The organism is Amycolatopsis sp. NPDC059235 (genome assembly GCF_042754125.1).
GTDB lineage: Bacteria > Actinomycetota > Actinomycetes > Mycobacteriales > Pseudonocardiaceae > Amycolatopsis > Amycolatopsis albidoflava.
Map to the genome: position 1 here is coordinate 1 of NZ_JBHZAG010000119.1, position 23347 is coordinate 23347.

The window sequence follows — 23347 nt, forward strand, 5'->3', positions numbered from 1 at the left end:
TGGTGGGGGGTGGGGGTTTGTTTTTTTTTTTCCCCCCCCCCCCCCCCCCCGGGGGGGGGGGGGGGGGGGCGGGGGGGGGGGGGGGGGCCGGGGCCCGGCCCCCGCGGGGGGGGGGGGCGCCCCGCCGGAGAGGTTGTTCCGGGTGGGATCAGCCCAGCCGGATCACGCCGTAGTCGAAGCCCTTTCGCCGGTAGACGACACTCGGCCGGCCGGCCTCGGAGTCGTTGAACAGGTAGAAGTCGTGGCCGACCAGCTCCATCTCGTAGAGAGCCTGGTCCACCGTCATGGGGTCCGCGTCGTGTTGCTTCTCGCGGACGACGCGGCCGGGCTGATGGCCCAGGTCCTCGTCTTCCCAGCGCCCCTGCCGGGGAATGTCGCCCGCACTCGTCGCCGCGAAACCGTTCACCATGGGTTCGGTCGCGTCGGGTGCGTCCAGGACGGCCGTGCCCATGGCGGGCCCGGCGACGGCATCGGATCCGCCGACCATCGACGTCGCCTCGGCGACCGACTCAGGACGGCTGCGTCCGTAATGCACGCGCCTGCGGTCGTGTGTCCGCCTGAGCCGGTTTTCCAGCTTGGTGACGGCGGAGTCGAGCGCTGCGTAGAAGTCGGCCGCGCTCGCCTCGGAGCGAACAGCCGGACCGCGGCCCTTCCCGGTGATCTCGACGCGCTGGCAGCTCTTGGCCTGCCTGCGGTTGGGTTCGTGGAAGAGTTCCACTTCGTAGCGGATGACCTTCTTGTCGTAGCGCTCAAGGCGGGCCAGCTTTTCGCTGACAAGCGCCCGGTAATGCTCGGGCACCTCCACGTTGCGGCCCTTAACGACGATGTCCATACACGACCTCCCTCGCTGAGGAAACTGCGAGCTGTTGTGTTCTCACGGCACCGGTACTACAGCGGCTACTGCACGGGTTCGGCGGGCTGATAAAGAATTCGCGACCGGATCACGACGTCTCGTGGCGGTAGCGCGAACGCGGACTCAGCGGGCCGCCGGCGCCAGGGACATGGGCTGCACACCTCCCTGCCTGCGGGTATTGCTGATAGCGGTGCACGTTAGCTTCATCACGCCGTCCGCAACAGCCCCCGAGCCGGGGGATGTCACGATCCGGGAACTCGTCACGGGGCGCAGTGAATCATGCGTGCGCAGCCCGAAACCGCCGCCCGGAAGGCCGAGCGCGCGTGCCCAAGTTTCACGCGGACGGCTCAACCCGGCGACACCTCGGACGCCGAGGGTGACCGACCCCCTGAGCACAGCCGCCACCTCGGCGAACTGCCCCGGTTCGGGGGTGATTCCGGCCTTGACCCTCATGCCCGGACAACGGGCGACGGCCGTGGGAGGTTCCCTCTTGACATCACTCGTGTAGGTGACACCTGGCGGTAGTGGGCGTTCGAGCGCGGGTTACCTCCCTGGCGAGTAAACGGGGAAAGTTTTTCGGGTGGGTGGTTTTTGGAATCGTTCCGTTTTGGCGGCGGCCGGAGCGGATGATCGGTTTCCGCATAACCGGCTTTTCGTTTGGGCACCGCCTGTCTTGGCGCGGCGGATTCGCGGGGATGGACTCGGCCAGGACGCGTTCGGGTTTCGGACGCCGCCGATCTCGGCCGCCGCCCGTCTTGGTGCGGCGGATTCGCGGGACGGGCTCGGACCAGGGCACGTTCAGGTTTCGGACGACGCCCGTCTCGGACGCCGCCCGCCTCGACGCGGCGGATTCACAGGATCGACTCGGGCCAGCACGCGTTCGGGTTTCGGACGACGCCCGTCTCGGACGCCGCCCGTCCCGCCGCAGCGGATTCACGGCATGGACTCGGGCCACCGCGCGTTCAAGTTTCGGACGCCGCCGGTCTCGGCGCAGCGGCACAGGATCGACTCGGGCCAGGGCACTTTCAGGTTTCGGACCCCTCCGGTTTGGAACGCCGCCGGGTCTCGGCGCAGCGGATTCACGGGGATGGACACGGGCCAGGACGCGTTCGGGTTTCGGACGTGGGACAGGCTGCTTTCAGACTGTCGCGAGCAGGGCGAGCACCGCCACCACCGGCACGCCCGCGTTTTTCAACGCCGTGACGCATGCGGCGGACGTGGCGCCTGTGGTGATCACGTCGTCCACCACCACGACCCGCGCACCAGGCGGCGGACGGCCGGCCGCGGCGAAGCGAAGCCGCCCTTCCAGGTTGGCCGCCCGCTCAGCCCGGCTCAGGCCGACCGCGTCCCGTCCACCGGTCAGCACCAGGGCGGGCGCGACATAACCACCCGTCAGCCGAGCGGCTTCCGAGGCGATTCGCAGGACGTGCGGGCCGCCGCGAACCCGGGAAGCGGTCCGTCGGCTCGGGGCTGGAACCAGGCACCACGGACTGGCGCGAGGACCGCCCGGCAGCAACGCCGTCAAGCCAGCAGCCAGCACCCGACCCAAAAACGGGGCCACGTCACGACGGCGGCGTTCCTTGTAGGCGATCAAGGTTCGCTTGGCGACCCCCGCATAGCGAGCCAGAGCGTACGCCGGAGCCAGCGACGCCAGCGGCGCGCGAAACACCTCAGTGGGGGACCCCCACGCCGTGGCGCATCCGGCGCACACGGCCGGGCCGCGGGTTTCACATCCCGCGCAGAAGGTCGGCAGGATCAGGTTGAGCAGAAGTCTCAGCAACATGACCAAGAGTGTGCACCCGACCACCGACAGTTTCGGGCCGCGCGAGCACCGCAGGCCGAAATCCGGGCCAAAAGTCCGTGGATCACCCCGGATAGAACGGCTCCGCGTTCTGCATCGAGTGCGACTGCGGCCGCCACACCTCGCCCAGTTCGGTCGCCGTCCACAGCCCTCCGGCGTCCGCGACCACGATCGGCTGGCCCGGCGCCGCCGCGACCGCGCGCACCGGGGCGGTGAGGTTCGAGCTGTTGTAGGCGTCCATCCGCCGTCCGTCGACCGACAGGCGCTGGACCGGCTGCGAGGGCGAGGACGTCGCGGCCACGAGGGTGTCGGGCGTAGAACCCCAATCCACGTCCAGGACGTCGATCAGCACACCAGGCTGCAGGACGCGCGGCTCGCGCAAGGTGACCGTGTCCCCGCTGCGCACCACCGACGCCACGACCAGCTGGCCGTTCACCGTCGCGGCCACGCGGGCGCCGTCCCGGGAAAGCCGGAGAACGCCGATCGGCCCGAGTGCCAGCAGGTCGTTCGCGTTGACGCTTTGGCGCAGCCAGCGGCCGTTCGGGTCGAGCACCATCCGCGCGATGATCGAATGGTCGACGACCGTCCACACCTCGTTCGACGGACCGGCTCCGGTCGGTGCCGGCCGCCAGGTCGGGCGGCTCAGCGAACCGCCGCCGAGGTCGACCGTCGGCAGGTCGCGGCCGAGGTCGCCGATGCGCAGCCGCACCCGGTCGCCGTCCTGCTCGACCACCGCGAGCCGTTTGCCGTCGATCGACTGGGCCGCGTTCAGCACCTGGTACGCGCCGTTGCCCACCGCGCCCGCGATCGGCGCGCCGTCGCTGAGCGAGCGGACGCGGCCGCCGATCGTCATCAGGCCCCGCAGATCCGGGCTCGCGTTGTACGAGGGCACGTCGCTGCCGCGCCAGTACTCGTGGTCGCGCACCAGCGGCGCGCCGTCGGCGAGCAGCCGGATCCGGGTGGACGTGACGGTCTGCATCGACAGCACGATCTGCGCGGCGATCAGCGACCGGGTTTCCGGGCTGGTCCCGGTGAGCCCGCTCAACGGGACGGTGAGCGAGCCGTCGTCGTTGTTCTTCACGTTGTTCTCGAGCGACACGCCGTCGCCGAACAGGTTCTTCACCGCGCCGGTGAGCCCGGCCGACGGGCCCTGCAGGATCAGGTCCATCACCCGGCCCGGCATGCCCGACTGCGGTTTCGCCGGGACGTAGCGCAGGTCCGGCACGAAGGCCCCGGAATCGGGCGAGTAGAAGCTCACCGCGACCGGGTTGTAGTTGCCGTCGAACTCGTCGTCGGTCACCAGCAGCACCGGCGGGGGCGGGCTGGAGATCCGCCACTGGCCGTCGGCCTGCTTGCGCACCTGGAAGGTCTGCTCGGCCGGGCCGCTGCCGGGGATGAACGCGGAGTCCGCGCTCAGCGTGCCGAGCACCGAACCGCGCACGGTGACCGTGCGGACGTTCGGATCCGGCGTGGTCGACGGCGGAGCGGGCGTGCTGGTCGGGCCGGAGGCGCCGGTGTCGTAGACCGTGCTGAAGGTCTTGTCGATGATCGTGAACGAACGGTTCGGCCGCCACGCGCCGCGCTGTTTGTCGTCGAGGAACGCCTTCGACGCCGCGTTGCTCGAACGCGGATCGGCGTTCGCCTTGATGAACAGCCGCACGATGTCGAGCGGTTCGGCGTTGGCCGGCGGCTCCGGCGCGTTGTTGGCCTGCTGCGGCGCCTTTTCCGCGGACACCACGACCGGCAGCGACTCCTGCGGAACGTTCGCGCAGCTCACGAGCATCAGCGCGCAGGCGAGAAGGAGAAGCGCTCGCCTCACTGACCGACCTCCTCCCGGTCCGGGGCCGGATCGGCGAGGATCGCTTCCGGCGCGGGGTGCAGTTCGGCGACCGACGACGGCGACAGCGTGATCTCCGAAACGGCGTCGGGCGGCGGCAGCACCAGCGGGCTTTCCGCGATCGGCACGCCCTGGCGGCGCGGCACCTCGAGCCGGAAGCACGCGCCGTGTCCCGGCTCGCCCCACGCGTCGAGGACGCCGCCGTGCAGCCGCGCGTCCTCCTGGCTGATCGCGAGACCGAGCCCGGTGCCGCCGGTGCGCCGGTTGCGCGACGGGTCGGCGCGCCAGAACCGGTTGAACACCAGCTCGGCCTCCCCCGCCCGCAGGCCGACGCCGTAGTCCCGGACGGTGATCGCGACCGCGGTCTCGTTCACCGCGACCGTCAGCACCACCGGTTTGCCCTCGCTGTGGTCGACGGCGTTGGCCAGCAGATTGCGCAGGATCCGCTCGATCCGGCGCGCGTCCACCTCGGCCGAGGTGTCCTCGTCCGGCAGCACCAGCTCGACCGCGCTGCCCGCGGTTCCGGCGAGCACCCGCACCTGCTCGACCGCGCGGGTCGCGATCGGCCGCACGTCGATGTACTCCGCGGACAGCTCTTCGACGCCCGCGTCGAGCCTGCTGATCTCCAGCAGGTCGCCGAGCAGCGCCTCGAACCTGTCCAGTTCGTCGACCAGCAGTTCGGTCGAGCGGGCAAGGCCGGGCGGGAACTGCTCGCGGGACGCGTGCAGCACGTCGGCGGCCATCCGCACGGTGGTCAGCGGGGTGCGCAGCTCGTGCGACACGTCGGAGGTGAACCGGCGCTGCAGGCCGCCGAATTCCTCGAGCTGGCGGATCTGGTTCTGAATGCTGGCCGCCATGCTGTTGTAGGACACCGCGAGTTTGGCGAGGTCGTCCTCGCCCACGACGGCGAGTCGCTGATCGAGGTCGCCGCCCGCGAACTGCTCGGCCGCCGCGACCGCTTGCCGGACCGGTCGCACCACCTGCCGGACCACCAGGTTCGTGATGCCGGCGAGCAACAGCAGCAGCACGATGCCGGCCACGAACAAGGTGTTCTGGACGGTCGACACGGTGGTCTGCTCGCTGGTGAGCGGGAACAGCAGGTACAGCTGCAGCGGACTGGCCCCGGACATCAGCGAGGTGCCGACGATCAGGTACGTGGTCCGCACGCCGTTCTCGTCGACCGTGTGCTCAAGCCGGGCGAGGTGGTCGGCCTCGACGAACTGGCGCAGCCGCTCCGGCACCGAATTGAACGGCCCGACGTACACCGGGTCGGTGTCCGACTGCCCGCGCCCGACGCTGGCCAGCACCGGTTCGAAGGTGCCCGCGGTGGAACCCGCGCGCGACGAGGACGTGGTCGCGATCTTCTTGAGCGCGTTTTGCAGGCGCGTGTGCAGCGCGTCCGGGGACTCGCCGCCGATCCCGACCAGCTCGCGCGCGGCGGTGTCGGCGAGCGCCTGGGTCTGCTCGATCGCGGCGCGGCGCTTGGTGTCGAGCAGCCGTTCGGTGATCTGGTTCTGCAGGACCATGCCCAGCACGAACACCACGGCGGACGACAGCGCCAGCGTCGAGATCGTGACGCGGAACTGCAGCGAGTGCTTCCACAGCTCGTTGAACGCCACCGCGCGGCGGCGGGCGAAAACCACGACCCGGCCGGCGAGCCGGGCCGTGGCGCGGGCGGCGGCTCGAAGCCGCCCCGCGAGACCGGTCATCGCACGCTCACGGCGGGCCGGCCTTGTACCCGACTCCGCGCACCGTCAGCACCACCTCGGGGTGCTCCGGGTCCTTCTCCACCTTCGAGCGCAGGCGCTGGACGTGCACGTTCACCAGCCGGGTGTCGGCCGCGTGCCGGTAGCCCCACACCTGCTCCAGCAGCACCTCGCGGGTGAACACCTGGCGCGGCTTGCGGGCCAGCGCCACGAGCAGGTCGAACTCGAGCGGGGTCAGCGGGATCGCCTTGCCCTCCCGGGTGACCTCGTGCCCGGGAACATCGATCGCGAGGTCGCCGATGGTGAGCGATTCGGCGGGCTCGGCCTCGGTGCGGCGCATCCGGGCGCGCACCCGGGCGACCAGTTCCTTCGGCTTGAACGGCTTGACCACGTAGTCGTCGGCGCCGGACTCGAGCCCGAGCACGATGTCCACGGTGTCGCTCTTGGCGGTGAGCATGACGATCGGCACGCCGGACTCGGCGCGGATCGCCTTGCACACGTCGATGCCGTTCATGCCGGGCAGCATGAGATCGAGCAGGACCAGGTCCGGTTTCAGCTCCCGCAGCGCGGGCAGCGCCCGCGAACCGTCCGCGACCACCGCGGTGTCGAACCCCTCGCCGCGCAGGACGATGGTGAGCATCTCCGCCAGCGCCGGGTCGTCGTCGACCACCAAGACACGTGCCTTCATGACCACATGTTCGCACTACCGCCCGCACTCGCGCGCACGACCCGCGCGTTTGACCACCGGAAAGATCAAGATCACCGGCCCGGTTGGGCCATCCGGCCCCTTCCGGCGTCCGGCCGCGACCGGATTCGCCCGCTCAGCCGAACAGATCGCAGCCGAACGGTTACTGTTGCGCTATGCGGAACCAGGACTCGGGAAACGCAACGGGAAGCGCGGTGCAGTCCGTCGACCGGGCGATCACGGTCCTGGAGCTGCTGGCCCGCAACGGCGAAACCGGCATCACCGAAATCGCCGGCGAGCTGGGCGTGCACAAGTCGACGGCGTCCCGACTGCTGAGCGTGCTGGAGGCGCACGGGCTGGTCGAGCAGCTGGGCGAACGCGGCAAGTACGCGATCGGGTTCGGCGTCGTCCGGCTGGCGGGCGCCGCGACCGGCCGGATGGACCTGGCGAAGCTCGGCAGGCAGACCTGCCAGACGCTCGCCGAGGAACTGGGCGAGACGGTCAACATCGCGATCGCCGACGACGGCGTCGCGATCAACATCAGCCAGGCCCGCGGGTCGGCGGCGATCACCACGCAGAACTGGACCGGGCAGCGCACGCCGCTGCACGCCACGTCCAGCGGCAAGGTGCTGCTCGCCGCGATGGACGACGCCGAGCGCAAGCGGATGCTCGCGCACGAACTGGAGCAGTACACGCCGCGCACCATGGTCGATCGGGACGAGCTGGCGGCCGAGCTGGAGCGCGTCGCCGAGGACGGCTACGCGGCGTCCTTCGAGGAGCTGGAACTGGGCATGCACGCGGTCGCGGTGCCGGTGCGCGGGCCCGGCGGCGACGTCGTGGCGGCGATGAGCGCGTCCGGTCCGTCCTACCGGCTGTCCAAACAGCGGATCCGGCAGATCGTCGCGCCGATGGCCGACGCGGCGCGGGAGCTTTCCGCTCAGCTTGGCTACTTTTCCGCGTGAACTCCCGGGCCGCGGCGGCTCTCTTGACAGCGCGCCCGCGATCCCGCAATTTGTGAGTTGCAGCAGACGGAACATCGATCTCCATCCGCAACGCGTCCGTTCCCCGGCGGGGGCGTTCCGGCATGCCTGTCTCGTCCCGAGCCGGGCCGTCCGCGACGGCCGGCAGGCAGGAGGTACCTCGCGATGGCGGTGCGACCGCGGGTGGTTGTGCTCGGCGCCGGGCTCCTCGGCTGCGCGGTCGCCGACGAGCTGACCGAACGAGGCTGGACGGACGTCACCGTCCTCGAACCGGAGCCGGCGATCGCCTCGGCCGGGCCGGGGCTGCTCTTCCGCACGCACGCCGACCGCACGGCGTCCGAATTCGCGAAGTACACCGCGGAGAAGTACAGCGGGCTGACCGTCGACGGCGGCTGGTGTTTCCAGCCGGTCGGGAGCCTGGAACTCGCGACCGCGCCGGAGCAGCTTTCCCGGCTGCGGCAACGGCTTGGCTGGGCGACGTCGTCCGGCGTGCGCGGCTATCTGCGCGAACCGGGCGAATGCGCCCAGCTGCACCCGCTGCTCGACCCCGCGAAGGTGATCGGCGGTCTGCACCTTCCCGGCGACGGGCTCGTCAAGCCGATCCGCGCGGCGCTCGCCCAAGCCCGCCGCGCCAAGGAACGGGGCGCGAAATTCCTTACCGGACAAGAGATTGTCGAGATCGTGCGCACGGCGGGACGGGTGACCGCGGTGGCGACCGCGACCGACCGGTTCCGTGCCGACGTGGTCATCTCGTGCGCCGGAGTGCGTGGGCCGCAGTTCGGACGGCTGGTCGATCTCGCGGTGCCGGTGGTGCCGATCGCCGTCGATCACGCGCGCACCACGCCGCTGGCGCAGCTCGCCGGAGACAACGACCACTTCACCGAAGCGGACAAACCCATTCTGCGTGGGGCCGGGCTGTCGCTGCGCGAGCACGTCGACCGGCTGGGCATCAGTGCGCTCGGCCCGGTCGAGACTGACGCCGAGTTCGCTCCGGCGGGCTTCGAGGAGTCGTGGACGGCCGCGCTCGGGCTGGTGCCCGCGCTCGCCGAGGCGAAGGTCGAGGAGGGGGTCCGGCAGCTGGTTCCGGGTACGCCGGACGGGTTGCCGTTGCTCGGCGAACATCCGGATCTCGACGGGTTCTGGGTCGCTGAGGCGGTGGACTGCGCGTGGTCCGCCGGCGTCGCTCGGGAGTTGACGCGCTGGCTCATCGAGGGGCAAGCGCACCTCGACCTGCACTCCGTCGACCTCGCGCGGTTCGATCGGCTACAGCTCGCTCCCGGTCGAGTCCGGGAGCGGAGTTTGGCGACGGCGGGGCATCAACGGCCCGCGACGGAACTGCTGCGGACCTCGCCCTGCTATGAGCGCGAAGTCGCGCTGGGCGCGGAGTTTCGCGAGGAAGACGGCTGGGCGCGGCCGCAGCGGTATACCGACAGCCGCACGGAGGCCGTCGCGACTCGGAGCCGGGTGGCGTTGTTCGACCTGACCCCGCGGCGACGGCTGGAGATCACTGGACGCGGCGCGCTGCCGTTCCTGCAGACGATGACCACGAACCAGCTCGACCGTCCGCCCGGCTCGGTCGCCGGGACGTTGCTGCTCGGCGAAGACGGCGGGATCCGCAGCGAGCTCACCGTCGCCCGGCTCGGCGTGGAGGAGTTTCAGGTCGCCGCGCACCATCACCGGGACGTCGCCTGGCTGCGCCGTCATCTGCCCGGCGACGGTTCGGTCCAGCTGCGCGAGACCACTGGCGGCACCTGCTGTCTCGGTCTGTGGGGACCGCTCGCCGAGCGGGTGCTGCCCGAACTGTCCACATCGGACTCCCGCGTCTGGCGGACGTACGTCGGCGACGTGCCGGTGACCGTGCTGCGCGGGTCGGAGGTGGGCGAACCCGGCTGGGAGCTGCACACCGGCGCGGATCTCGGCCGGGCGCTGTGGGACGCGCTCTGGGCGGCCGGGCAGCCGCACGGGATCGTCGCGGCCGGCGAGGACGCGCTGCGCAGCCTCCGGATGGAGGAAGGGCACCGGAGCTGCGGCATCGACGTGACTACCGAGCACGACCCGTACGAAGCCGGGCTCGGGTTCGCGGTGCGGATGGACAAGGGGTACTTCCTCGGACGGGACACGCTTCTCCACCGTTCTCCTTCGACGGTTCGGCGGAAACTGGTGTGCTTGACCGTCGACAACGCGCATTCCGTGATGCGGGGCCGGGAGCCGGTGTACGTCGACGGTCGCCCGGCGGGATACGTCACGAGCGGCGCGTACGGCTACACCGTCGACAAAAACCTGGCCTACGCCTGGCTTCCCGTCGAGGACGCCCGGCCGCGCACGCCAGTGGAAATCGAACACTTCGGGGAACGGTTCGCGGCGAGGGTGGCCGCGGAACCGTTGAGGAGCACTGAATGACGCATTACGACGTGATCGTGATCGGCCTCGGCGGCATGGGCAGCGCGGCCGCCTACCGGCTGGCGCAACGAGGCCAGAAGGTGCTCGGGATCGATCAGTTCGCGCCGGTGCACAACCTCGGTTCGAGCCACGGCGGTTCGCGGATCACGCGGCAGGCGTACCTCGAAGGTCCGGATTACGTACCGCTGCTGCTGCGCGCGCACGAGATGTGGGACCAGCTCGAACGCGACTCCGGACGGTCGCTGTTCACCCGCTGCGGCGCGGTGATGGGCGGACCGCCGGAGTCGCGCACGATCACGGGAAGCACGCTTTCCGCCGAGAAATTCGACATTCCGCACGAAATCCTGGACGCGGCCGAGATCCGGCACCGGTTCCCCACCATCACCCCGGCCGAGGACGAGGTGGCGCTGTGGGAACCCGGCGCCGGTTTCGTGTCGCCGGAAGGAAGCGTCGCCGCACACCTTCAACTCGCCGCGCGCCACGGCGCCGAACTGCACCACGAAGAGCAGGTTTTCACCTGGACCAGCACGGAAACCGGGGTCCGGGTCGGCACCGCTTCGAGCTACTACACCGCCGAACGGCTCGTGCTGTGTCCCGGCGCGTGGGCTCCGGTGCTGCTCGGCGACCTAGGCGTCGATTTCGAGGTGCGCCGCCAGGTGCAGTATTGGTTCGAACCGGAGGACGTGCAGCCGTTCGTCGACCATCCCGTGTACATCTGGGAAACCGCGGAAGGCGGCCAGTTCTACGGATTCCCCGCGCATACCGCGCAAGGCGTCAAGGTTGCGATCCACCTTGGCGGCGAGCCGTGCACGGCCGACACGATCGACCGGCGGATCCACGACGACGAGGTACGCGCGGTCGCGGCGGTCGTCGGTTCCCGGATTCCGACGCTCCCGGCGACCTTCCGCCGCGCGGCGACCTGCCTCTACACCAACACTCCGGACGAGCACTTCGTGATCGCCCCGCACCAGCAGCATCCGCGCGTGGTCGTTGCGTGCGGATTTTCCGGCCATGGCTTCAAATTCGTGCCGGTGGTCGGAGAGATCCTGGCCGAGCTGATCGTCGACGGCACCACCCGGCATCCGATCTCGTTGTTCGATCCGGCGAGGTTCACGCCGTAGCGAAGTAGTGCTCCTGGGCCAGATCCTCAAGCAGGCCAGGGTGTTCCGGCTTCCAGTCGAGCAGTTCGCGAGTACGCGCGGCGGACGTCGGCGCGTCCGACTGCACCATCGGCGCCAGGAACGCGAAGTGCGCCGGAGCTTCCTCCGCGGTGATGGACTTCACCGGGACACCGAGCCGCGCACCGATCGTCTCGGCGATCTGCCGGAGCGAAAGACCCTCATCCCCGACCGCGTGCAGCACGACCCCAGCCGGGGCGCTCTCCAGAGCCAGCCGGTAGAGGCGGGCCGCGTCGAGCGTATGCCCGGCGGACCAGCGGTTGGCCCCTTCGCCGACGTACGGCGAAACCCCGGCCGCGCGGGCGAAGCGGATCATGGTCGGGACGAAACCGTGCTTGTCGAGCGAGCTGTGCACCGACGGCGGCAGCCGCACGACTGACGACCGGACGCCGCGATCGGCGAGCCCGAGCACGTAGTTCTCCGCGTCGACTCGCGGCCCGCCGGGAAGCCGGTCGTCCTCGGTGCCGGTGCGGCCGAGCCCGGCGAACATCAGGGTGCCGGAGGTCGAGACCAGCGGTTTCCCGGTGCCGGCGAGGGCCTCGCCGAGCGCCTTCAGCGCGACGAGATCCGCGTCGACCGCGCCGGCGAACTCGCCGCTGGCCATCAGGTCGTGCTTAAACGCCAGATGCACGACGCCGTCCGCCTCGGCGGCCGCCGCGCGCAGGCCGTCGAGATCGTCGAGGTCGCCGCGACGCACCTGCGCACCGCGTTCGGCGAGAGTCGCGGCGGAGGCGTCCGACCGGGCGAGGCCGGTCACCTCGTGCCCGGCGGCGAGGAGTTCGGGGACGAGAGCCGAGCCGACGTGTCCGCTGGCCCCGGTGACGAAAACCCGCATGAGTGTTCCTTCCACGGTTGATGACACCTAGTGCCATCACAGTACGCCTGATGTCATCCGGTGTCATCACCTAGACTGGACGGCATGGGCCGCTGGGAACCGAACGCACGCGAACGCTTGGAGCGGGCCGCGCTCGACCTGTTCACCGAACGCGGCTACGACCAGACCACGGTCGCCGAAATCGCCGAACGCGCCGGTCTCACGAAGCGGACCTTCTTCCGCTATTTCGCCGACAAACGGGAAGTGCTGTTCGGCGGGCAGGAGGAACTGACCCGGCTGTTCTCCGAGGGCATCGCCGGGACGCCAGCGGGCGCGACGCCGTTCGAAGCGGTCGGCGGGGCATTGGATGCCGTCGCGGCGGTTTTCACCGGCGAGCGGCTCGCTCTGGCCCGGCAACGGCAGCCGGTCGTGGCGGCGAACAGCGATCTGCTCGAACGCGAATTGCTCAAGCGCACCAAGCTGGTCGCGGGCATGCACGACGCGCTCGCCGCGCGCGGAGTCGGCGAACCGACAGTCACCGTCGCGGCCGAATTGGGCTGCCTCGCGTTCGGCACGGCTTTCCACCGCTGGGTCGAGGCGGGCAATCGGCGGGAGTTCGGCGCGCTGGCGGTCGAAGCGCTCGACGAATTGCGCGCCGCGACCGCGGACCTGGGTTAAGCCAGCAGGGACTTCGCCAACGTCGGCAGATCGACGCCGGCCACACCGTCCAGCACATGCCACGGCGCGAGCCACGACTCGGCGGCAAGCTCGTCGTACACCGCGGCACAACGCTGCTGCAGCGAATCATCCGACTCGAACGCGTCCCGTGCCCGCGCCGCGTCCGACTCCGCGCGGCGCACTGCCCGCTCGGCAGCCACCTCCGGGCTCACCCGCAGCAGCAGATGCGCGTCTGGCCGCGGCAAGCCGAACCGCGTCACCTCGAGGTCCCAAACCCACTGCACCACAGCGCCATCCGCGTGCTCGCGCAGCCGCGCGGCGGCGTACGCGGCGTTCGAGGCGACGTAGCGATCCAGCAGGACCACGTCGTTGGCCGCGAGCAGTTCGCGGATCTCGTCAGCCGCGCCGCTGCGGTCGAGGGCGTAGAGCAGCGCCATTCCGTACACCGAATCGGCGAGGTCGCCGTGCCCGCGATGCAGCGCTTCCCGCACCAGATCGGCGTGCACGCTGCGGCCATAACGCGGGAAGGCGAGACTGCCGACGCTCGCGCCAGCGTCCTTCAGCGCAGCAGTCAGCCCCTCGGACAGCGTGCGCTTGCCCGCGCCGTCCAAACCTTCGATTACGACCAGTCGCCCCACCCGGTCGAAGATACTTGGTGGCGTCCTCAGGCCGTCTCGCGGCGCGCGCGGACGAAGCCGAAGTAACCCACCGGCACGGCGACCAGCAGCCCGGCGAGGCACAGCAGCGGAATCCAGTCGTCGCCGTGCGGCTGCGCCGGCGTGCTCTGGCCGTCTCTGGGCACCACCTCGCCGCGCGGCGCGGCCGTAAGGTGGGCGTTGCCGGTGTCAGCGGGCTGCGCCGCGCCCGCGCCCGGAGCCGACACCGGCAACGCCAGGCCCGTGAACGCCATGAGGAGCAGCAAGCGTCCGACGTGCCTTCGGCAACTGGTCGAGGACCGCCGGACCCGCCCGGCAGTGCTCCCCACGTGATTCGGTTTCCCCAAGCCCATGACGCACCTCCCGCCTAGACGTGGCCAGTGGTGGTCACAACGGTGAACCGGTCGATCACTCCGAGCAAGATGCCCGTCCGGCAACGGGGGTGTTCCGGGTCGGCAGTGGAACACGGAACGGTTACCCTTCCGTGGCCAAGCACACCAAACGGGGGCCGGACCCGTGACCGCGCGCTGCTAACGTGAACGTTCCGCGGCATTCACGCCCAGCGCACGGGCGGCGTTGAAGGGACAGCGGTGGCACGAGACGGGGATGGCCCACTGATCATGGAACCTGGCCGGCGCGGCGCGGGTGAACTGCCGCCCGAGCTCGGCGAAGCACTGCGGTCCGGTGAATTCCACCAGGCGCTGCGGCTCGCGATCGCACATCGCGGCCTGTCGCTCGCCCGGCTGCGGGCGCACCTCGCGCTCCGCGGCGTCCACATCGGACAGTCGACGCTGAGCTACTGGCAGCGCGGGCTCCGCCAGCCGGAGGTGCCGAAGGCGCTGCCCGCGGTCCGCGCGCTGGAGTCGGTGCTGCAACTGCCCGCGGACTCGCTGGTGGTGCTGATCGGCCCGCGCACGGCGCGTCCGCGCGGGCACCAGGCGGCGGCGTCGTTCCACGACCTGCGCTCGGGCGAGATGGGCGCGATCGTCGAGCAGCTGATGAGCGACCTCGGCGCGCCGCCGACGTCGCGGCAGTCGAATTCCGACCTGGAAATGCTGTCGGTGCACGACCAGATCACCATCGACGAGCAGCAGCACCAGGTGAAATTCCGGACCCGGCTGGTCACCCGCGCGCGGCGGCACGGCCCGGACCGGTACGTGGCCGTCTACAACGGCGACCCCGGCTGCCGGATCGACGACGTCGAGCTGATCACCGCCGAAGGCTGCCGCGTCGGCCGGATCCGCAGGCATCCGGCGCGCGAGACGATGGCGACGGAGCTGCTTTTCGACCGGAAGCTCGCCGAGGGCGAGATCCACGTTTTCTGCTTCGAAATCCACGACAATTCCGCCGTGACATTCCCCGGGTACTACCGGATGCTGCGCGACCAATGCGCGAGCTATCTGCTGCAATTGCAGTTCGCGCCCACCGCGATGCCCGCCCGGATCACCCGCGAGGTCCGTGCCCGCGACGACGCCCTGCCCGTCGAGGCGGAGGAATTGCCGTGCGACACCGGCGGCGTGACGAGCGGGTATTTCCGCGACACCGGACCGGGGCTGGCCGGCATCGCGGTGGAATGGAACTGAGTCAATCGTCGGCCGACGCCCCTGACCCAGCCACGGCGTACCGAGCGACGAGGGTGCGGACGGCCTCGTCGACGACCTGAGCGACGCGTTCAGCGCTCACTTCCCAGCCCGGCACCAGAAGCGTCGGCCAGAAGACGTAATTGGAGATCATGCCGAGGAACTGCGTGGCCGCGAGTTCCACGTCCTCGACCCGCACCGTTCCCGCCTCGTGCTCGGCCAGAAGGTAGCTGCGCACGGACTCGAAGCAGGGCATCTTCCCGCGCGCGAACTGCGCGTGGGCCAGCTCAGGAAACCGCGGCAGCTCCGCGATGACGATCCGGAACAGATCGGTCATCTGGGCCCGGCCCAGCAGCTCGGCGTAACGGCGGCCGATGACGGCGAGCCCGTCGACGATGTCCCCCGCGGGCGGTGGATCCTCCTCGTCCGCGGTCGACCATGACTCGGTCACGATGGCGTCGAACAGGGCGGCTTTGCTCGGAAACTGCTTGAACAAGGTGGCCCGCGAAACGCCCGAGCACTCCGCGATCCGCGCCAGCGACGTCCGGTCGTAGCCCAATTCGAGAAACAGCTCGGTCGCGGCCTTCACGATCAGCGCGCGCTTTTCCCGGGCGACGCGCTGGTGATACGTCGGCACGACCTTGCTCATGGGCTGAGTCTACGAGGCGAGTGACTTGACTCGCCACTGCGGTCGACCCTACCGTTGCAATGGTGAGTCACCCGGCTCACCACTCACGCAGCGAAGGAACATTCGATGTCCCGCTTCGACAACCAGACCGTGCTCGTGACCGGCGGAGCCGGCGGCCAGGGCTCGAGCCACGTCCGCGCCTTCCACGCGGAGGGAGCGAACGTGGTGATCGGCGGCATCGACGCGCAACGCGGCACCGCTCTCGCCGACGAACTCGGACCCCGCGCTCGCTTCGCCCACCTGGACGTCACCGACGAGAGTTCGTGGTCCGCCGCCGTTCAAGTCGCCGAGAGCGCCTTCGGCGGCTTGAACGTGCTCGTCAACAACGCGGGCGTGCAGAATCCGCCGGCGACAATCGAGAACACCGACCAGGCCACGTGGTCACGCATCCTCGACATCAACCTCACCGGGATCTTCCTCGGCATCAAGATCGCGACCCCCGCCCTGCGCCGTGCGGCAGGCGGAGCCATCGTCAACATCGCCTCGACCATGGGCCTGGGCGGCACGGCGCACTACGCGCCGTACGTCGCCAGCAAGTGGGCCGTGCGAGGCCTCACCCAAACCGCGGCGCTCGAACTCGGCCGCGACCACATCCGCGTGAACACCATCCACCCCGGCGTGATCTCGACTCCCTTTATCCACGAGCCAGCGGCCGGCGCCACCGCCGCGATCTCCGACTTCTACTCGCCCGAACCGTTCGCCGTCCCCCGGCTCGGGGAGCCCGCCGACGTCACCCGGCTTCTCCTGTTCCTCACGTCATCGGACGCGTCGTTCGTCACGGGGTCGGAGTACGTCATCGACGGCGGACTCCTCCTCGGCCCCGCCCTTCAGGCATGAGCACGCCGGACCCGAACGGCTCCGCGCTGGACGTGTCTTGGCCAGACCACATCCGACGAGCCGTCGAGATCACTCGCGCTGCGGGCACCAGGGAACGGATCATCGACATCACGACGGTGGGCCGCCGCACCGGCCGGCCACGCCGCATCGAGATCTTCTTCTACCGGGCCGCGGGCAGCACCTACCTGTGCAGCGGCGCAGGCGGTGCCGCGACCGACTGGCATGCGAACCTTCTCGCCAATCCCAGCTTCACCTTCCACCTCAAAAACGGGATCCGCGCGGATCTGCCCGCACGGGCCACGCCGGTCACCGATCCAGCCGAACGTCAGGCCGTGCTGGCGGAGATCGTCGCGGACCTCAATCAGCCCCACGACCCCGGCACCATCCGGCCGACCCGGCTCGAAGACTGGGCCGACAGCAGACTGATGCGCATCAGCTTCCGCCCTCGGCCGTGATCGCGGTCCCCTTGCCCGAAGCCACCGCCTCGGCTCAGCACTCGGATTCCGCGGCCTCGCCAACCACATCGCCCGAAGCCCGCTCGAGCTTGGCGGATTCAGAGCACGACCACACCCCGGGATTTACCCGCCCACCCGCTGCGGCGTGCCCTTGGTGATCCGGACCAGTTCGTCGAACGTCGTCGGAAAGACGGCGTTCGGCGTCCCGGCCGCGGCCCACACCTCGGAATACTGCCGCAACGCCTCGTCGACCACGGTCTCCAGCGGGGCCGGGTGCCCGACCGGCGAGACCCCGCCGATCACCTGCCCCGTGGCCGCCCGCACCTCGTCCGGCTTGGCCCGCCGGATCCGGCCGCGCCCGAGCTTCACGGCGAGCGCGTCGACGTCCACCCGGTGCGCGCCGCTGGTCAAGACCAGCAGCGGGGCGTCGTCGGCCATGAAGACCAGGCTGTTCGCGATCGCGCCGACCGAGCAGCCCAGCGTGGCCGCCGCCTCGGCCGCCGTGCGCGTGGACTGCGGGAGCGTCCGCGCCTGACCAGTGACGCCCGCCTCGTCGAGCGCGTCCTGCACGTTCTGCATTGCCGACATCCGCACACCTCCTGCTGTTCTGTAAACAGAACACTAGACTAGGCCGAGTGTCGACGTCACCCGCCCCGGACGGCCGCGCCCTCGCCGCGGCGGTCGGTACCCGCATCCGGACGCTGCGCACCCGCGCGGGCGTCGGCCTGACCACGCTCGCCGCCGACAGCGGTCTCGGCAAGGGAACGCTGTCAGAGCTGGAAAACGGCCGCCGAAACCCGACCCTGGACACGCTGTTCGCCATCGCCACCGCGCTGTCGATCCCGTTGAGCGACTTGCTCTTCGGCGACAACGGAGTGGCGGAAGCGCACGGCGACAGCGTGGCCGCGACCCTGCTCGGCCGCTGGGAGGACGCGGACGGCGTGACCGAGGTGTACCGGCTGACAATCCACGAGCGGGTTCAGGTGTCGCATCCGCACAGCGCTGGGGTGCGGGAGGTTTTGACGGTGTTGACCGGCACGGCGGAAGTGGGGCCGGTTTCCGCGCCGGTGACGGTTTCTGCTGCCGGGACGCATACGTTTATCGCGGAAACGGACCATGTTTACCGCGGAATCGGCGGACCGGCTACCGCGGTGTTGACGATGCGGTATCCGCGTTAGCGGACGAGGAGCCCATTGGCCTTTGCCGCGTCGGCCTGACGCGCATCACGCGTTACGACAGTAACCGGCTGTCCGCCAGTCAGCTCAGCAGTTTCCCTCATTACGACAGCCAGATGAAGAGCATCCAGCGTGCGAATCGGATAGTTCTCGGCAACCAGTCGCTGCGCCGCCGAAAAAACGCGCTCCGGACGGAAAGGGATCAGCACAAGCGCGCCTTCGGGCGAAGCGAGCAGGTCGAAGTGCTCGAGAACGATCCGGGCGTCAGGGATCCGGCCATCGCGCTTCGCCGCCGTGAGCGCACTGGTGAACTCGATGCGGGTCAGCTCACTGCTGAGCACCAGATCCGGGCCCTCGAGCAACAGTTCGCGCATTTCGCGATGCCCCGGCTCGTCCTTGAGGAACGCAGTAGCCAGCGCACTGGTGTCAGCATAGTAGCAATCAGTCACCGTTCACCCCGAGTCCAGTCGAGATACTCTCCGACGGTCGCTCCCCAGCCGCTGGAGAACTCCTCGATGTCGTCCAGCGAGGCCGCTTTGGCAGGAGGCTCGACATAGGCGACCTTGCCCTCGGCGATCAACCGGCGTTTCCACTCGGCTCGAGACTCGCCCTGCTGGACGACCCCCCGCAGAGCCTCGGTGACCAGGTCGTTCATGCTGCGCCCCTCAGCCTCGGCCCTGGCCTTCAGCCGAGCATGCAACTCGTCGTCGACGCGAGTGATCAATTGTTTCACCACATCATGATAACACGTCACCCATTAGAGCTATCAGGTGTTTTCATGTGCAGACAAAAGCCGCCCCGAAACACATTCCGGGGCGGCTTCAGTGTCAGCGATCAGTAACGGTAGTGCTCCGACTTGAACGGGCCCTCCACGTCCACGTCGATGTATTCCGCCTGTTCCTTCGACAGCTTCGTCAGCTCGCCGCCCAGTGCCTCGAGGTGGATCCGGGCGACCTTTTCGTCCAGCTTCTTCGGGAGGCGGTAGACCTCCTTGTCGTACTCCTCGGTCTTGGTGAAGAGTTCGACCTGCGCGATGACCTGGTTCGCGAAGCTGTTCGACATCACGAAGCTCGGGTGCCCGGTCGCGTTGCCCAGGTTCAGCAAGCGGCCCTCGGACAGCACGAGAATGCTCTTGCCGTCCGGGAACACCCACTCGTCGACCTGCGGCTTGATGTTCACGCGCCGCACGCCGGGGTAGCGGGCCAGCCCGGCCATGTCGAGTTCGTTGTCGAAGTGGCCGATGTTGCCGACGATCGCCTGGTGCTTCATCCGCGCCATGTGTTCGACCATCACCACGTTCTTGTTGCCCGTGGTGGTCACGTAGATGTCGCCCTCGTCCAGCACCGTCTCCAGGCGCTTGACCTCGTAGCCGTCCATCATCGCCTGCAGCGCGCAGATCGGGTCGATCTCGGTGATGATCACCCGGGCGCCCTGGCCGCGCAGCGATTCCGCCGCGCCCTTGCCGACGTCGCCGTAGCCGCACACCACCGCGACCTTGCCGCCGATCAGCACGTCGGTGCCGCGGTTGATGCCGTCGATCAGCGAGTGCCGGATGCCGTAGCGGTTGTCGAACTTCGACTTCGTCACCGAGTCGTTGACGTTGATCGCCGGGAACAGCAGCTCGCCCGCGGCCGCCAGCTGGTACAGCCGCAGCACGCCGGTGGTGGTCTCCTCGGTGACGCCCTTGACGCTCTGCCCGACAGCGGTCCACTTGCCCTTGTCCGCCGCGACAGACGCGCGCAGCAGCTCCAGGAAGACCTTCCACTCCTCGGGGTCCTCTTCGTCGGCGGACGGGACCACGCCGGCCTTCTCGTACTCGGTGCCCTTGTGCACCAGCATGGTGGCGTCGCCGCCGTCGTCGAGGATCATGTTCGGGCCTTCGCCCTCCCACGTGAGCATCCGCTCAGTGCACCACCAGTATTCCTCGAGCGTTTCGCCCTTCCAGGCGAACACCGGGACGCCCTTGGGCTCCTCGGCCGTGCCGTGCGGCCCGACGACGACCGCGGCCGCGGCGTGGTCCTGGGTGGAGAAAATGTTGCACGAAGCCCAGCGCACCTCCGCGCCGAGCGCCACCAGCGTCTCGATCAGCACCGCGGTCTGCACGGTCATGTGCAGGGAGCCGGCGATTCGCGCGCCGCGCAGCGGGTACACCTCGGAGTATTCGCGACGCAGCGCCATCAGGCCGGGCATCTCGTGCTCGGCGAGCCGGATCTCCTTCCGGCCGAACTCGGCGGCCTCGAGATCGGCGACGGCGAATTCGAGGCCGCCCCGGGTGTCGTGCCGCTTGACAACGCTTTCGGGGGTCATAGTGCGGTTCCTCCAAGGTTTGATGGCACCTGAACAGTACCGTTGTCGGCTCGACCCTGACTCGATCGGATGAGGAGAGAACACCGTGCCCGCCCCGCTCCCCGGCCCTGACACCCGCATCGTCGAAATGAGGGTGTCCGGACTCGTGGGCACGAGCGGCGAAACGCTCCTCGACACGGTCCAGACCGTCGACGTCGCCGGCGACGAACTCGGCCGCGTGGTGCGCCCGGCCGACCGGCTGCGGCGTCCGGCGCCCGGTCCGGTGGTGCCCGCGCTCGGCCGGTCGATCCCGCGCACCGTCGAAGGCTACCTGTGGAGCGGCATGACGTCCGGCGGCGTCGCGAAGGCCGCCTGGGCGCTGCTGTTCCCGTTCTCGCTGGCGAACGTCGCGTTCTGGATGCTGCCGCCGGCGCACCGCGGCCGGTGGCTCGGCGGCCTGTGCCGCGGCCTGCTGCGGATCGCCTCGGTGCTGCTCACCATGCTGCTGGTCAGCCAGGTCGCGGCGGCCGTGCTGGACCTCGTCGCGACGCAATGCCTCGCACCCGGGCGAGCGTGTCTGACCTGGGTGGCGCCGGAGCTGCGCAAGGGATCGCTGCGCATCGGCGTCGGCGTGGCGGTGCTGCTCGCGCTGGTCTACGCCCTGCACCGGATCTCGTCCACGAACTGGCGGGTCCGCCCGCCCGACCATCCCGGCCGCCAAGGCGTCCCGATGCGGTTGCGCGCGGATCCGGAAGCGCCCGGAATGTCCGCGACACACGCCGTTGCCGCGCTTGCCTGCATTTCCTTGCTGCTGCTGGGCGGCCCCTTCCACGTGCCCACGAAAATCCCGGAATTGGTCGCGTGGATCTGCACCCTCGCGCTGGTCCTCGCGGTCCTGATCGGCTGCGCGATCGGCAGCGACACCGGCACCATCGCGCGCCGAAGCCTGATCACCTTCGCGACACTGCTGGTCATCTTCGCCGCCGTGCTGGCCAAGCCGGTCGACAACCGGCTCCCCGGCGTCGACAACACTGTCGAAAGCCTCGGCGGCTCTCTGCTCGTGGTCACCCTGCTGTTCGCGCTCGCGCTGATCCCGTCGGCGCTGCTGGCCCGCAAAGCCTGGCGCGACCGCCCGCGCCGGCTCCGCCCGTGGCTCGGCGGCTGGGCCGCGGCCCCGGTTCTCGCCCTCGCCGGACTCCTCGGCGGCGGTTTCGGCGCCGGGCTGGCGATCGCCGTCCGAAAACTGCTCCGCACCGAAAAGCTTTCCCTGCCCACGACGTACGACCTGGTCACCGTCCTGTGGGGCGGCGGCCTGGGCCTGATGGCTCTGCTCGCCATCGCCGGGTACGCCATCGGCGTCCCGCTGCGCCGCCGCCGGCGCGGCATCCCGCCCATCGTCGAACTGATGGAACACGACGAGCAGCAAGAACAAGACGCCGCCCGAGCCTGGGCCCGCTCCGCCTGGGAACGGCGGCACCTGCACCACCTGGCGTTGATCGTCGCGCTGGGCCTGTGCGTCGGCGCGATCACCCTGCTGGTCGTACGGTTCGGCTTCAACCTGCAGCCCAGCTGGTTCACCACGGTCTCGGCGATCGGCGTATTCGCGCTCGGCGCCCTGGCCGCCGGTCTGCTGCGAGTGGTCTACTCCGCAGCCCGCTCCCCCCAACGAAGCCGACACCTCGGTGCCCTAGCGGACCTCGTCTCCTTCTGGCCGCGCGCCGCACACCCCGGCGTACCGCCTTGCTACGCGCTCAAAGTGGTCCCCGAACTGGCCGACCGGGTCAAGGAACACCTGGCCGAGCCCGGCACCCGAGTCGTGCTGTCCGGCCTCAACCTGGGCAGCATCCTCACGGTGCTGACCGCCGCCCAACTGTCCGCCGAACTCCCTCCGGACGAACGCGACCGGGTCGGCCTTCTCACCGCCGGCTCGCCCCTGCAGTGGGGCTACCAACGCGCCTTCCCCGCAGTCCTGCCGCAGGATTCGCTGGCCGAACTGTTCGCCTCCTTGGACGGCCGCTGGCGCGCCCTGTGCCGGGGAACAGACATCTTCGGCGGCGGCGTAACCACCTGGCGGCACCAGACAAGCGGCGGCCACCTGCTGGGCGAGGGCTACCTCCCGGAAGGCAAGTGGGGAGCCCTGGAAGCCACCCCGGACGACGCGGGAGTCCTCATCCTCGGCGGCGACCACTGGGTCCCCGACCCCCTGCGAGCCCCCGACGGCCGCAGCCGCTGGGCCCCCGGAGTCCTCAAGCACACCGAGTATCTGGCCGACCCGGAGTGGGACAACGCGGTCGCGATGGCCGCCGGACTGGGCCGCCCCAACGGCCGCGCCCGCACCCTGGGCGAACAAGGCTCCCTCTTCGGCGACCTGCCCCGCCCCCGCTGACCCACGCGCGTCCGTGAGGGGAACCCTCACAGACTCTGATTCCCCCAGGGTTCCCCTCACGACCAGCACGGTCCGTGAAGCCCGCCCGCTCGCCCGCCCGCCCGCTCATCGCCCGCCCGCTCGCTGGGATGCGCCCCAACGCGGCATTGGTTGCGTCGCATGCACCCAATGCGGCGTTCGGTGCGTCAGATGCACCCAATGCCACATTGGGGCGCTAGCCCCACCACCCGCGAAACCGCCACCGACGCACCCAACCATCGAGGCACCCACCCCACCCCCGCACCCCGATACGAAGCCAAAAACGCGGACGGCGGGTGCTTGTCAAGGCATCTTTCCCGCCTTGACAAGCACC

At 69.8% G+C, this 23347-nt stretch carries 22 protein-coding genes; 9 read left to right on the top strand and 13 right to left on the bottom strand.

The window, feature by feature from the left end:
- Positions 1–148: 148 nt before the first annotated feature.
- The 5 genes from hpf to mtrA form a co-directional block, all read right to left on the bottom strand.
- A complete protein-coding gene (gene hpf / locus ACFXI3_RS42495) occupies positions 149–832 on the bottom strand; it encodes a ribosome hibernation-promoting factor, HPF/YfiA family (protein WP_344270772.1) in 684 nt (227 codons plus the stop codon).
- 1159 nt (positions 833–1991) lie between these two features.
- Positions 1992–2636 (bottom strand): ComF family protein, encoded by a 645-nt coding sequence (locus tag ACFXI3_RS42500; protein ID WP_378407525.1) that lies wholly within the window; start codon positions 2634–2636, stop codon positions 1992–1994.
- Positions 2637–2718: 82 nt separating this feature from the next.
- Complete coding sequence (locus ACFXI3_RS42505; RefSeq protein ID WP_378407527.1) at positions 2719–4473, bottom strand: LpqB family beta-propeller domain-containing protein; 1755 nt, start codon at positions 4471–4473, stop codon at positions 2719–2721.
- Positions 4470–6200: an MtrAB system histidine kinase MtrB gene (gene mtrB / locus ACFXI3_RS42510; RefSeq protein WP_344286264.1), complete on the bottom strand. Its 1731-nt coding sequence runs from the start codon at positions 6198–6200 to the stop codon at positions 4470–4472. The genes ACFXI3_RS42505 and mtrB overlap by 4 nt, the downstream gene beginning before the upstream one ends.
- 7 nt (positions 6201–6207) lie before the next feature.
- The gene (mtrA, locus tag ACFXI3_RS42515) at positions 6208–6885 is read right to left on the bottom strand and encodes an MtrAB system response regulator MtrA (protein ID WP_005150760.1); all 678 of its coding nucleotides are present in this window, start codon (positions 6883–6885) and stop codon (positions 6208–6210) included.
- A gap of 173 nt (positions 6886–7058) precedes the next feature.
- On the opposite strand from mtrA, the gene ACFXI3_RS42520 reads away from it, so the two are divergent.
- From ACFXI3_RS42520 to solA, 3 genes are all read left to right on the top strand, one after another.
- The gene (locus tag ACFXI3_RS42520) at positions 7059–7844 is read left to right on the top strand and encodes an IclR family transcriptional regulator (protein WP_344286263.1); all 786 of its coding nucleotides are present in this window, start codon (positions 7059–7061) and stop codon (positions 7842–7844) included.
- A 183-nt stretch (positions 7845–8027) separates the two neighbouring features.
- Positions 8028–10262, top strand: a complete 2235-nt coding sequence (locus ACFXI3_RS42525) for an FAD-dependent oxidoreductase (RefSeq protein WP_378407529.1) — start codon at positions 8028–8030, stop codon at positions 10260–10262.
- A complete protein-coding gene (gene solA / locus ACFXI3_RS42530; protein ID WP_378407531.1) occupies positions 10259–11383 on the top strand; it encodes an N-methyl-L-tryptophan oxidase in 1125 nt (374 codons plus the stop codon). Before ACFXI3_RS42525 ends, solA begins: the two co-directional genes overlap by 4 nt.
- Here solA and ACFXI3_RS42535 read toward each other — a convergent pair.
- Complete coding sequence (locus tag ACFXI3_RS42535) at positions 11373–12275, bottom strand: SDR family oxidoreductase (RefSeq protein WP_378407532.1); 903 nt, start codon at positions 12273–12275, stop codon at positions 11373–11375. The two genes, solA and ACFXI3_RS42535, sit on opposite strands and share 11 nt — an antisense overlap.
- 84 nt (positions 12276–12359) lie before the next feature.
- On the opposite strand from ACFXI3_RS42535, the gene ACFXI3_RS42540 reads away from it, so the two are divergent.
- Positions 12360–12932 carry a TetR family transcriptional regulator gene (locus tag ACFXI3_RS42540; RefSeq protein WP_378407533.1) on the top strand — a complete coding sequence of 191 codons (573 nt, stop codon included), beginning with the start codon at positions 12360–12362 and terminating at the stop codon, positions 12930–12932.
- On the opposite strand, the gene ACFXI3_RS42545 is transcribed toward ACFXI3_RS42540, so the two are convergent.
- Positions 12929–13570: a dTMP kinase gene (locus ACFXI3_RS42545; RefSeq protein WP_344286258.1), complete on the bottom strand. Its 642-nt coding sequence runs from the start codon at positions 13568–13570 to the stop codon at positions 12929–12931. The two genes, ACFXI3_RS42540 and ACFXI3_RS42545, sit on opposite strands and share 4 nt — an antisense overlap.
- A 26-nt stretch (positions 13571–13596) precedes the next feature.
- Positions 13597–13842: a hypothetical protein gene (locus tag ACFXI3_RS42550; protein ID WP_344286257.1), complete on the bottom strand. Its 246-nt coding sequence runs from the start codon at positions 13840–13842 to the stop codon at positions 13597–13599.
- A 366-nt stretch (positions 13843–14208) separates the two neighbouring features.
- On the opposite strand from ACFXI3_RS42550, the gene ACFXI3_RS42555 reads away from it, so the two are divergent.
- The gene (locus ACFXI3_RS42555; protein ID WP_370934301.1) at positions 14209–15171 is read left to right on the top strand and encodes a hypothetical protein; all 963 of its coding nucleotides are present in this window, start codon (positions 14209–14211) and stop codon (positions 15169–15171) included.
- A 1-nt stretch (position 15172) separates the two neighbouring features.
- On the opposite strand, the gene ACFXI3_RS42560 is transcribed toward ACFXI3_RS42555, so the two are convergent.
- A complete protein-coding gene (locus ACFXI3_RS42560) occupies positions 15173–15817 on the bottom strand; it encodes a TetR/AcrR family transcriptional regulator (RefSeq protein WP_378407534.1) in 645 nt (214 codons plus the stop codon).
- Positions 15818–15922: 105 nt separating this feature from the next.
- Between ACFXI3_RS42560 and ACFXI3_RS42565 the strand changes: the two genes are divergently transcribed.
- Entirely contained in the window at positions 15923–16693 is a 771-nt protein-coding gene (locus ACFXI3_RS42565) for a glucose 1-dehydrogenase (RefSeq protein ID WP_378407536.1), read from the top strand.
- Positions 16690–17148 (top strand): nitroreductase/quinone reductase family protein, encoded by a 459-nt coding sequence (locus tag ACFXI3_RS42570; protein ID WP_378407538.1) that lies wholly within the window; start codon positions 16690–16692, stop codon positions 17146–17148. Before ACFXI3_RS42565 ends, ACFXI3_RS42570 begins: the two co-directional genes overlap by 4 nt.
- Positions 17149–17271: 123 nt before the next feature.
- Here the strand turns inward: ACFXI3_RS42570 and ACFXI3_RS42575 are convergent, their stop codons facing one another.
- Entirely contained in the window at positions 17272–17736 is a 465-nt protein-coding gene (locus ACFXI3_RS42575) for a YbaK/EbsC family protein (protein WP_378407540.1), read from the bottom strand.
- Between the two features lie 47 nt (positions 17737–17783).
- Here ACFXI3_RS42575 and ACFXI3_RS42580 point away from each other — a divergent pair, with 47 nt between their 5' ends.
- A complete protein-coding gene (locus ACFXI3_RS42580; protein ID WP_378407542.1) occupies positions 17784–18326 on the top strand; it encodes a helix-turn-helix domain-containing protein in 543 nt (180 codons plus the stop codon).
- Here the strand turns inward: ACFXI3_RS42580 and ACFXI3_RS42585 are convergent.
- The 3 genes from ACFXI3_RS42585 to ahcY all read right to left on the bottom strand — a co-directional run bounded on the left by ACFXI3_RS42585 (position 18323) and on the right by ahcY (position 20630).
- Positions 18323–18772: a type II toxin-antitoxin system VapC family toxin gene (locus tag ACFXI3_RS42585; protein WP_378407544.1), complete on the bottom strand. Its 450-nt coding sequence runs from the start codon at positions 18770–18772 to the stop codon at positions 18323–18325. The genes ACFXI3_RS42580 and ACFXI3_RS42585 overlap by 4 nt on opposite strands.
- Complete coding sequence (locus ACFXI3_RS42590) at positions 18769–19056, bottom strand: toxin-antitoxin system HicB family antitoxin (protein ID WP_378407546.1); 288 nt, start codon at positions 19054–19056, stop codon at positions 18769–18771. The genes ACFXI3_RS42585 and ACFXI3_RS42590 overlap by 4 nt, the downstream gene beginning before the upstream one ends.
- A gap of 101 nt (positions 19057–19157) precedes the next feature.
- Positions 19158–20630: an adenosylhomocysteinase gene (gene ahcY, locus ACFXI3_RS42595; protein ID WP_344286248.1), complete on the bottom strand. Its 1473-nt coding sequence runs from the start codon at positions 20628–20630 to the stop codon at positions 19158–19160.
- A gap of 127 nt (positions 20631–20757) precedes the next feature.
- Here ahcY and ACFXI3_RS42600 point away from each other — a divergent pair, with 127 nt between their 5' ends.
- Positions 20758–22995 (top strand): hypothetical protein, encoded by a 2238-nt coding sequence (locus ACFXI3_RS42600; protein WP_378407548.1) that lies wholly within the window; start codon positions 20758–20760, stop codon positions 22993–22995.
- Positions 22996–23347: the final 352 nt, after the last annotated feature.

Bases quoted from the DNA above. Each gene is read 5' to 3' on its own strand.
- ACFXI3_RS42540 (WP_378407533.1), top strand. From the start codon at position 12,360: ATGGGCCGCTGGGAACCGAACGCACGCGAACGCTTGGAGCGGGCCGCG.
- ahcY (WP_344286248.1), bottom strand. From the start codon at position 20,630: ATGACCCCCGAAAGCGTTGTCAAGCGGCACGACACCCGGGGCGGCCTC.
- ACFXI3_RS42565 (WP_378407536.1), top strand. From the start codon at position 15,923: ATGTCCCGCTTCGACAACCAGACCGTGCTCGTGACCGGCGGAGCCGGC.
- ACFXI3_RS42525 (WP_378407529.1), top strand. From the start codon at position 8,028: ATGGCGGTGCGACCGCGGGTGGTTGTGCTCGGCGCCGGGCTCCTCGGC.
- ACFXI3_RS42570 (WP_378407538.1), top strand. From the start codon at position 16,690: ATGAGCACGCCGGACCCGAACGGCTCCGCGCTGGACGTGTCTTGGCCA.
- ACFXI3_RS42500 (WP_378407525.1), bottom strand. From the start codon at position 2,636: ATGTTGCTGAGACTTCTGCTCAACCTGATCCTGCCGACCTTCTGCGCG.
- ACFXI3_RS42560 (WP_378407534.1), bottom strand. From the start codon at position 15,817: ATGAGCAAGGTCGTGCCGACGTATCACCAGCGCGTCGCCCGGGAAAAG.
- ACFXI3_RS42575 (WP_378407540.1), bottom strand. From the start codon at position 17,736: ATGTCGGCAATGCAGAACGTGCAGGACGCGCTCGACGAGGCGGGCGTC.
- hpf (WP_344270772.1), bottom strand. From the start codon at position 832: ATGGACATCGTCGTTAAGGGCCGCAACGTGGAGGTGCCCGAGCATTAC.
- ACFXI3_RS42535 (WP_378407532.1), bottom strand. From the start codon at position 12,275: ATGCGGGTTTTCGTCACCGGGGCCAGCGGACACGTCGGCTCGGCTCTC.
- ACFXI3_RS42600 (WP_378407548.1), top strand. From the start codon at position 20,758: ATGAGGGTGTCCGGACTCGTGGGCACGAGCGGCGAAACGCTCCTCGAC.
- ACFXI3_RS42555 (WP_370934301.1), top strand. From the start codon at position 14,209: ATGGAACCTGGCCGGCGCGGCGCGGGTGAACTGCCGCCCGAGCTCGGC.
- ACFXI3_RS42520 (WP_344286263.1), top strand. From the start codon at position 7,059: ATGCGGAACCAGGACTCGGGAAACGCAACGGGAAGCGCGGTGCAGTCC.
- mtrA (WP_005150760.1), bottom strand. From the start codon at position 6,885: ATGAAGGCACGTGTCTTGGTGGTCGACGACGACCCGGCGCTGGCGGAG.
- solA (WP_378407531.1), top strand. From the start codon at position 10,259: ATGACGCATTACGACGTGATCGTGATCGGCCTCGGCGGCATGGGCAGC.
- ACFXI3_RS42550 (WP_344286257.1), bottom strand. From the start codon at position 13,842: ATGGCGTTCACGGGCCTGGCGTTGCCGGTGTCGGCTCCGGGCGCGGGC.
- mtrB (WP_344286264.1), bottom strand. From the start codon at position 6,200: ATGACCGGTCTCGCGGGGCGGCTTCGAGCCGCCGCCCGCGCCACGGCC.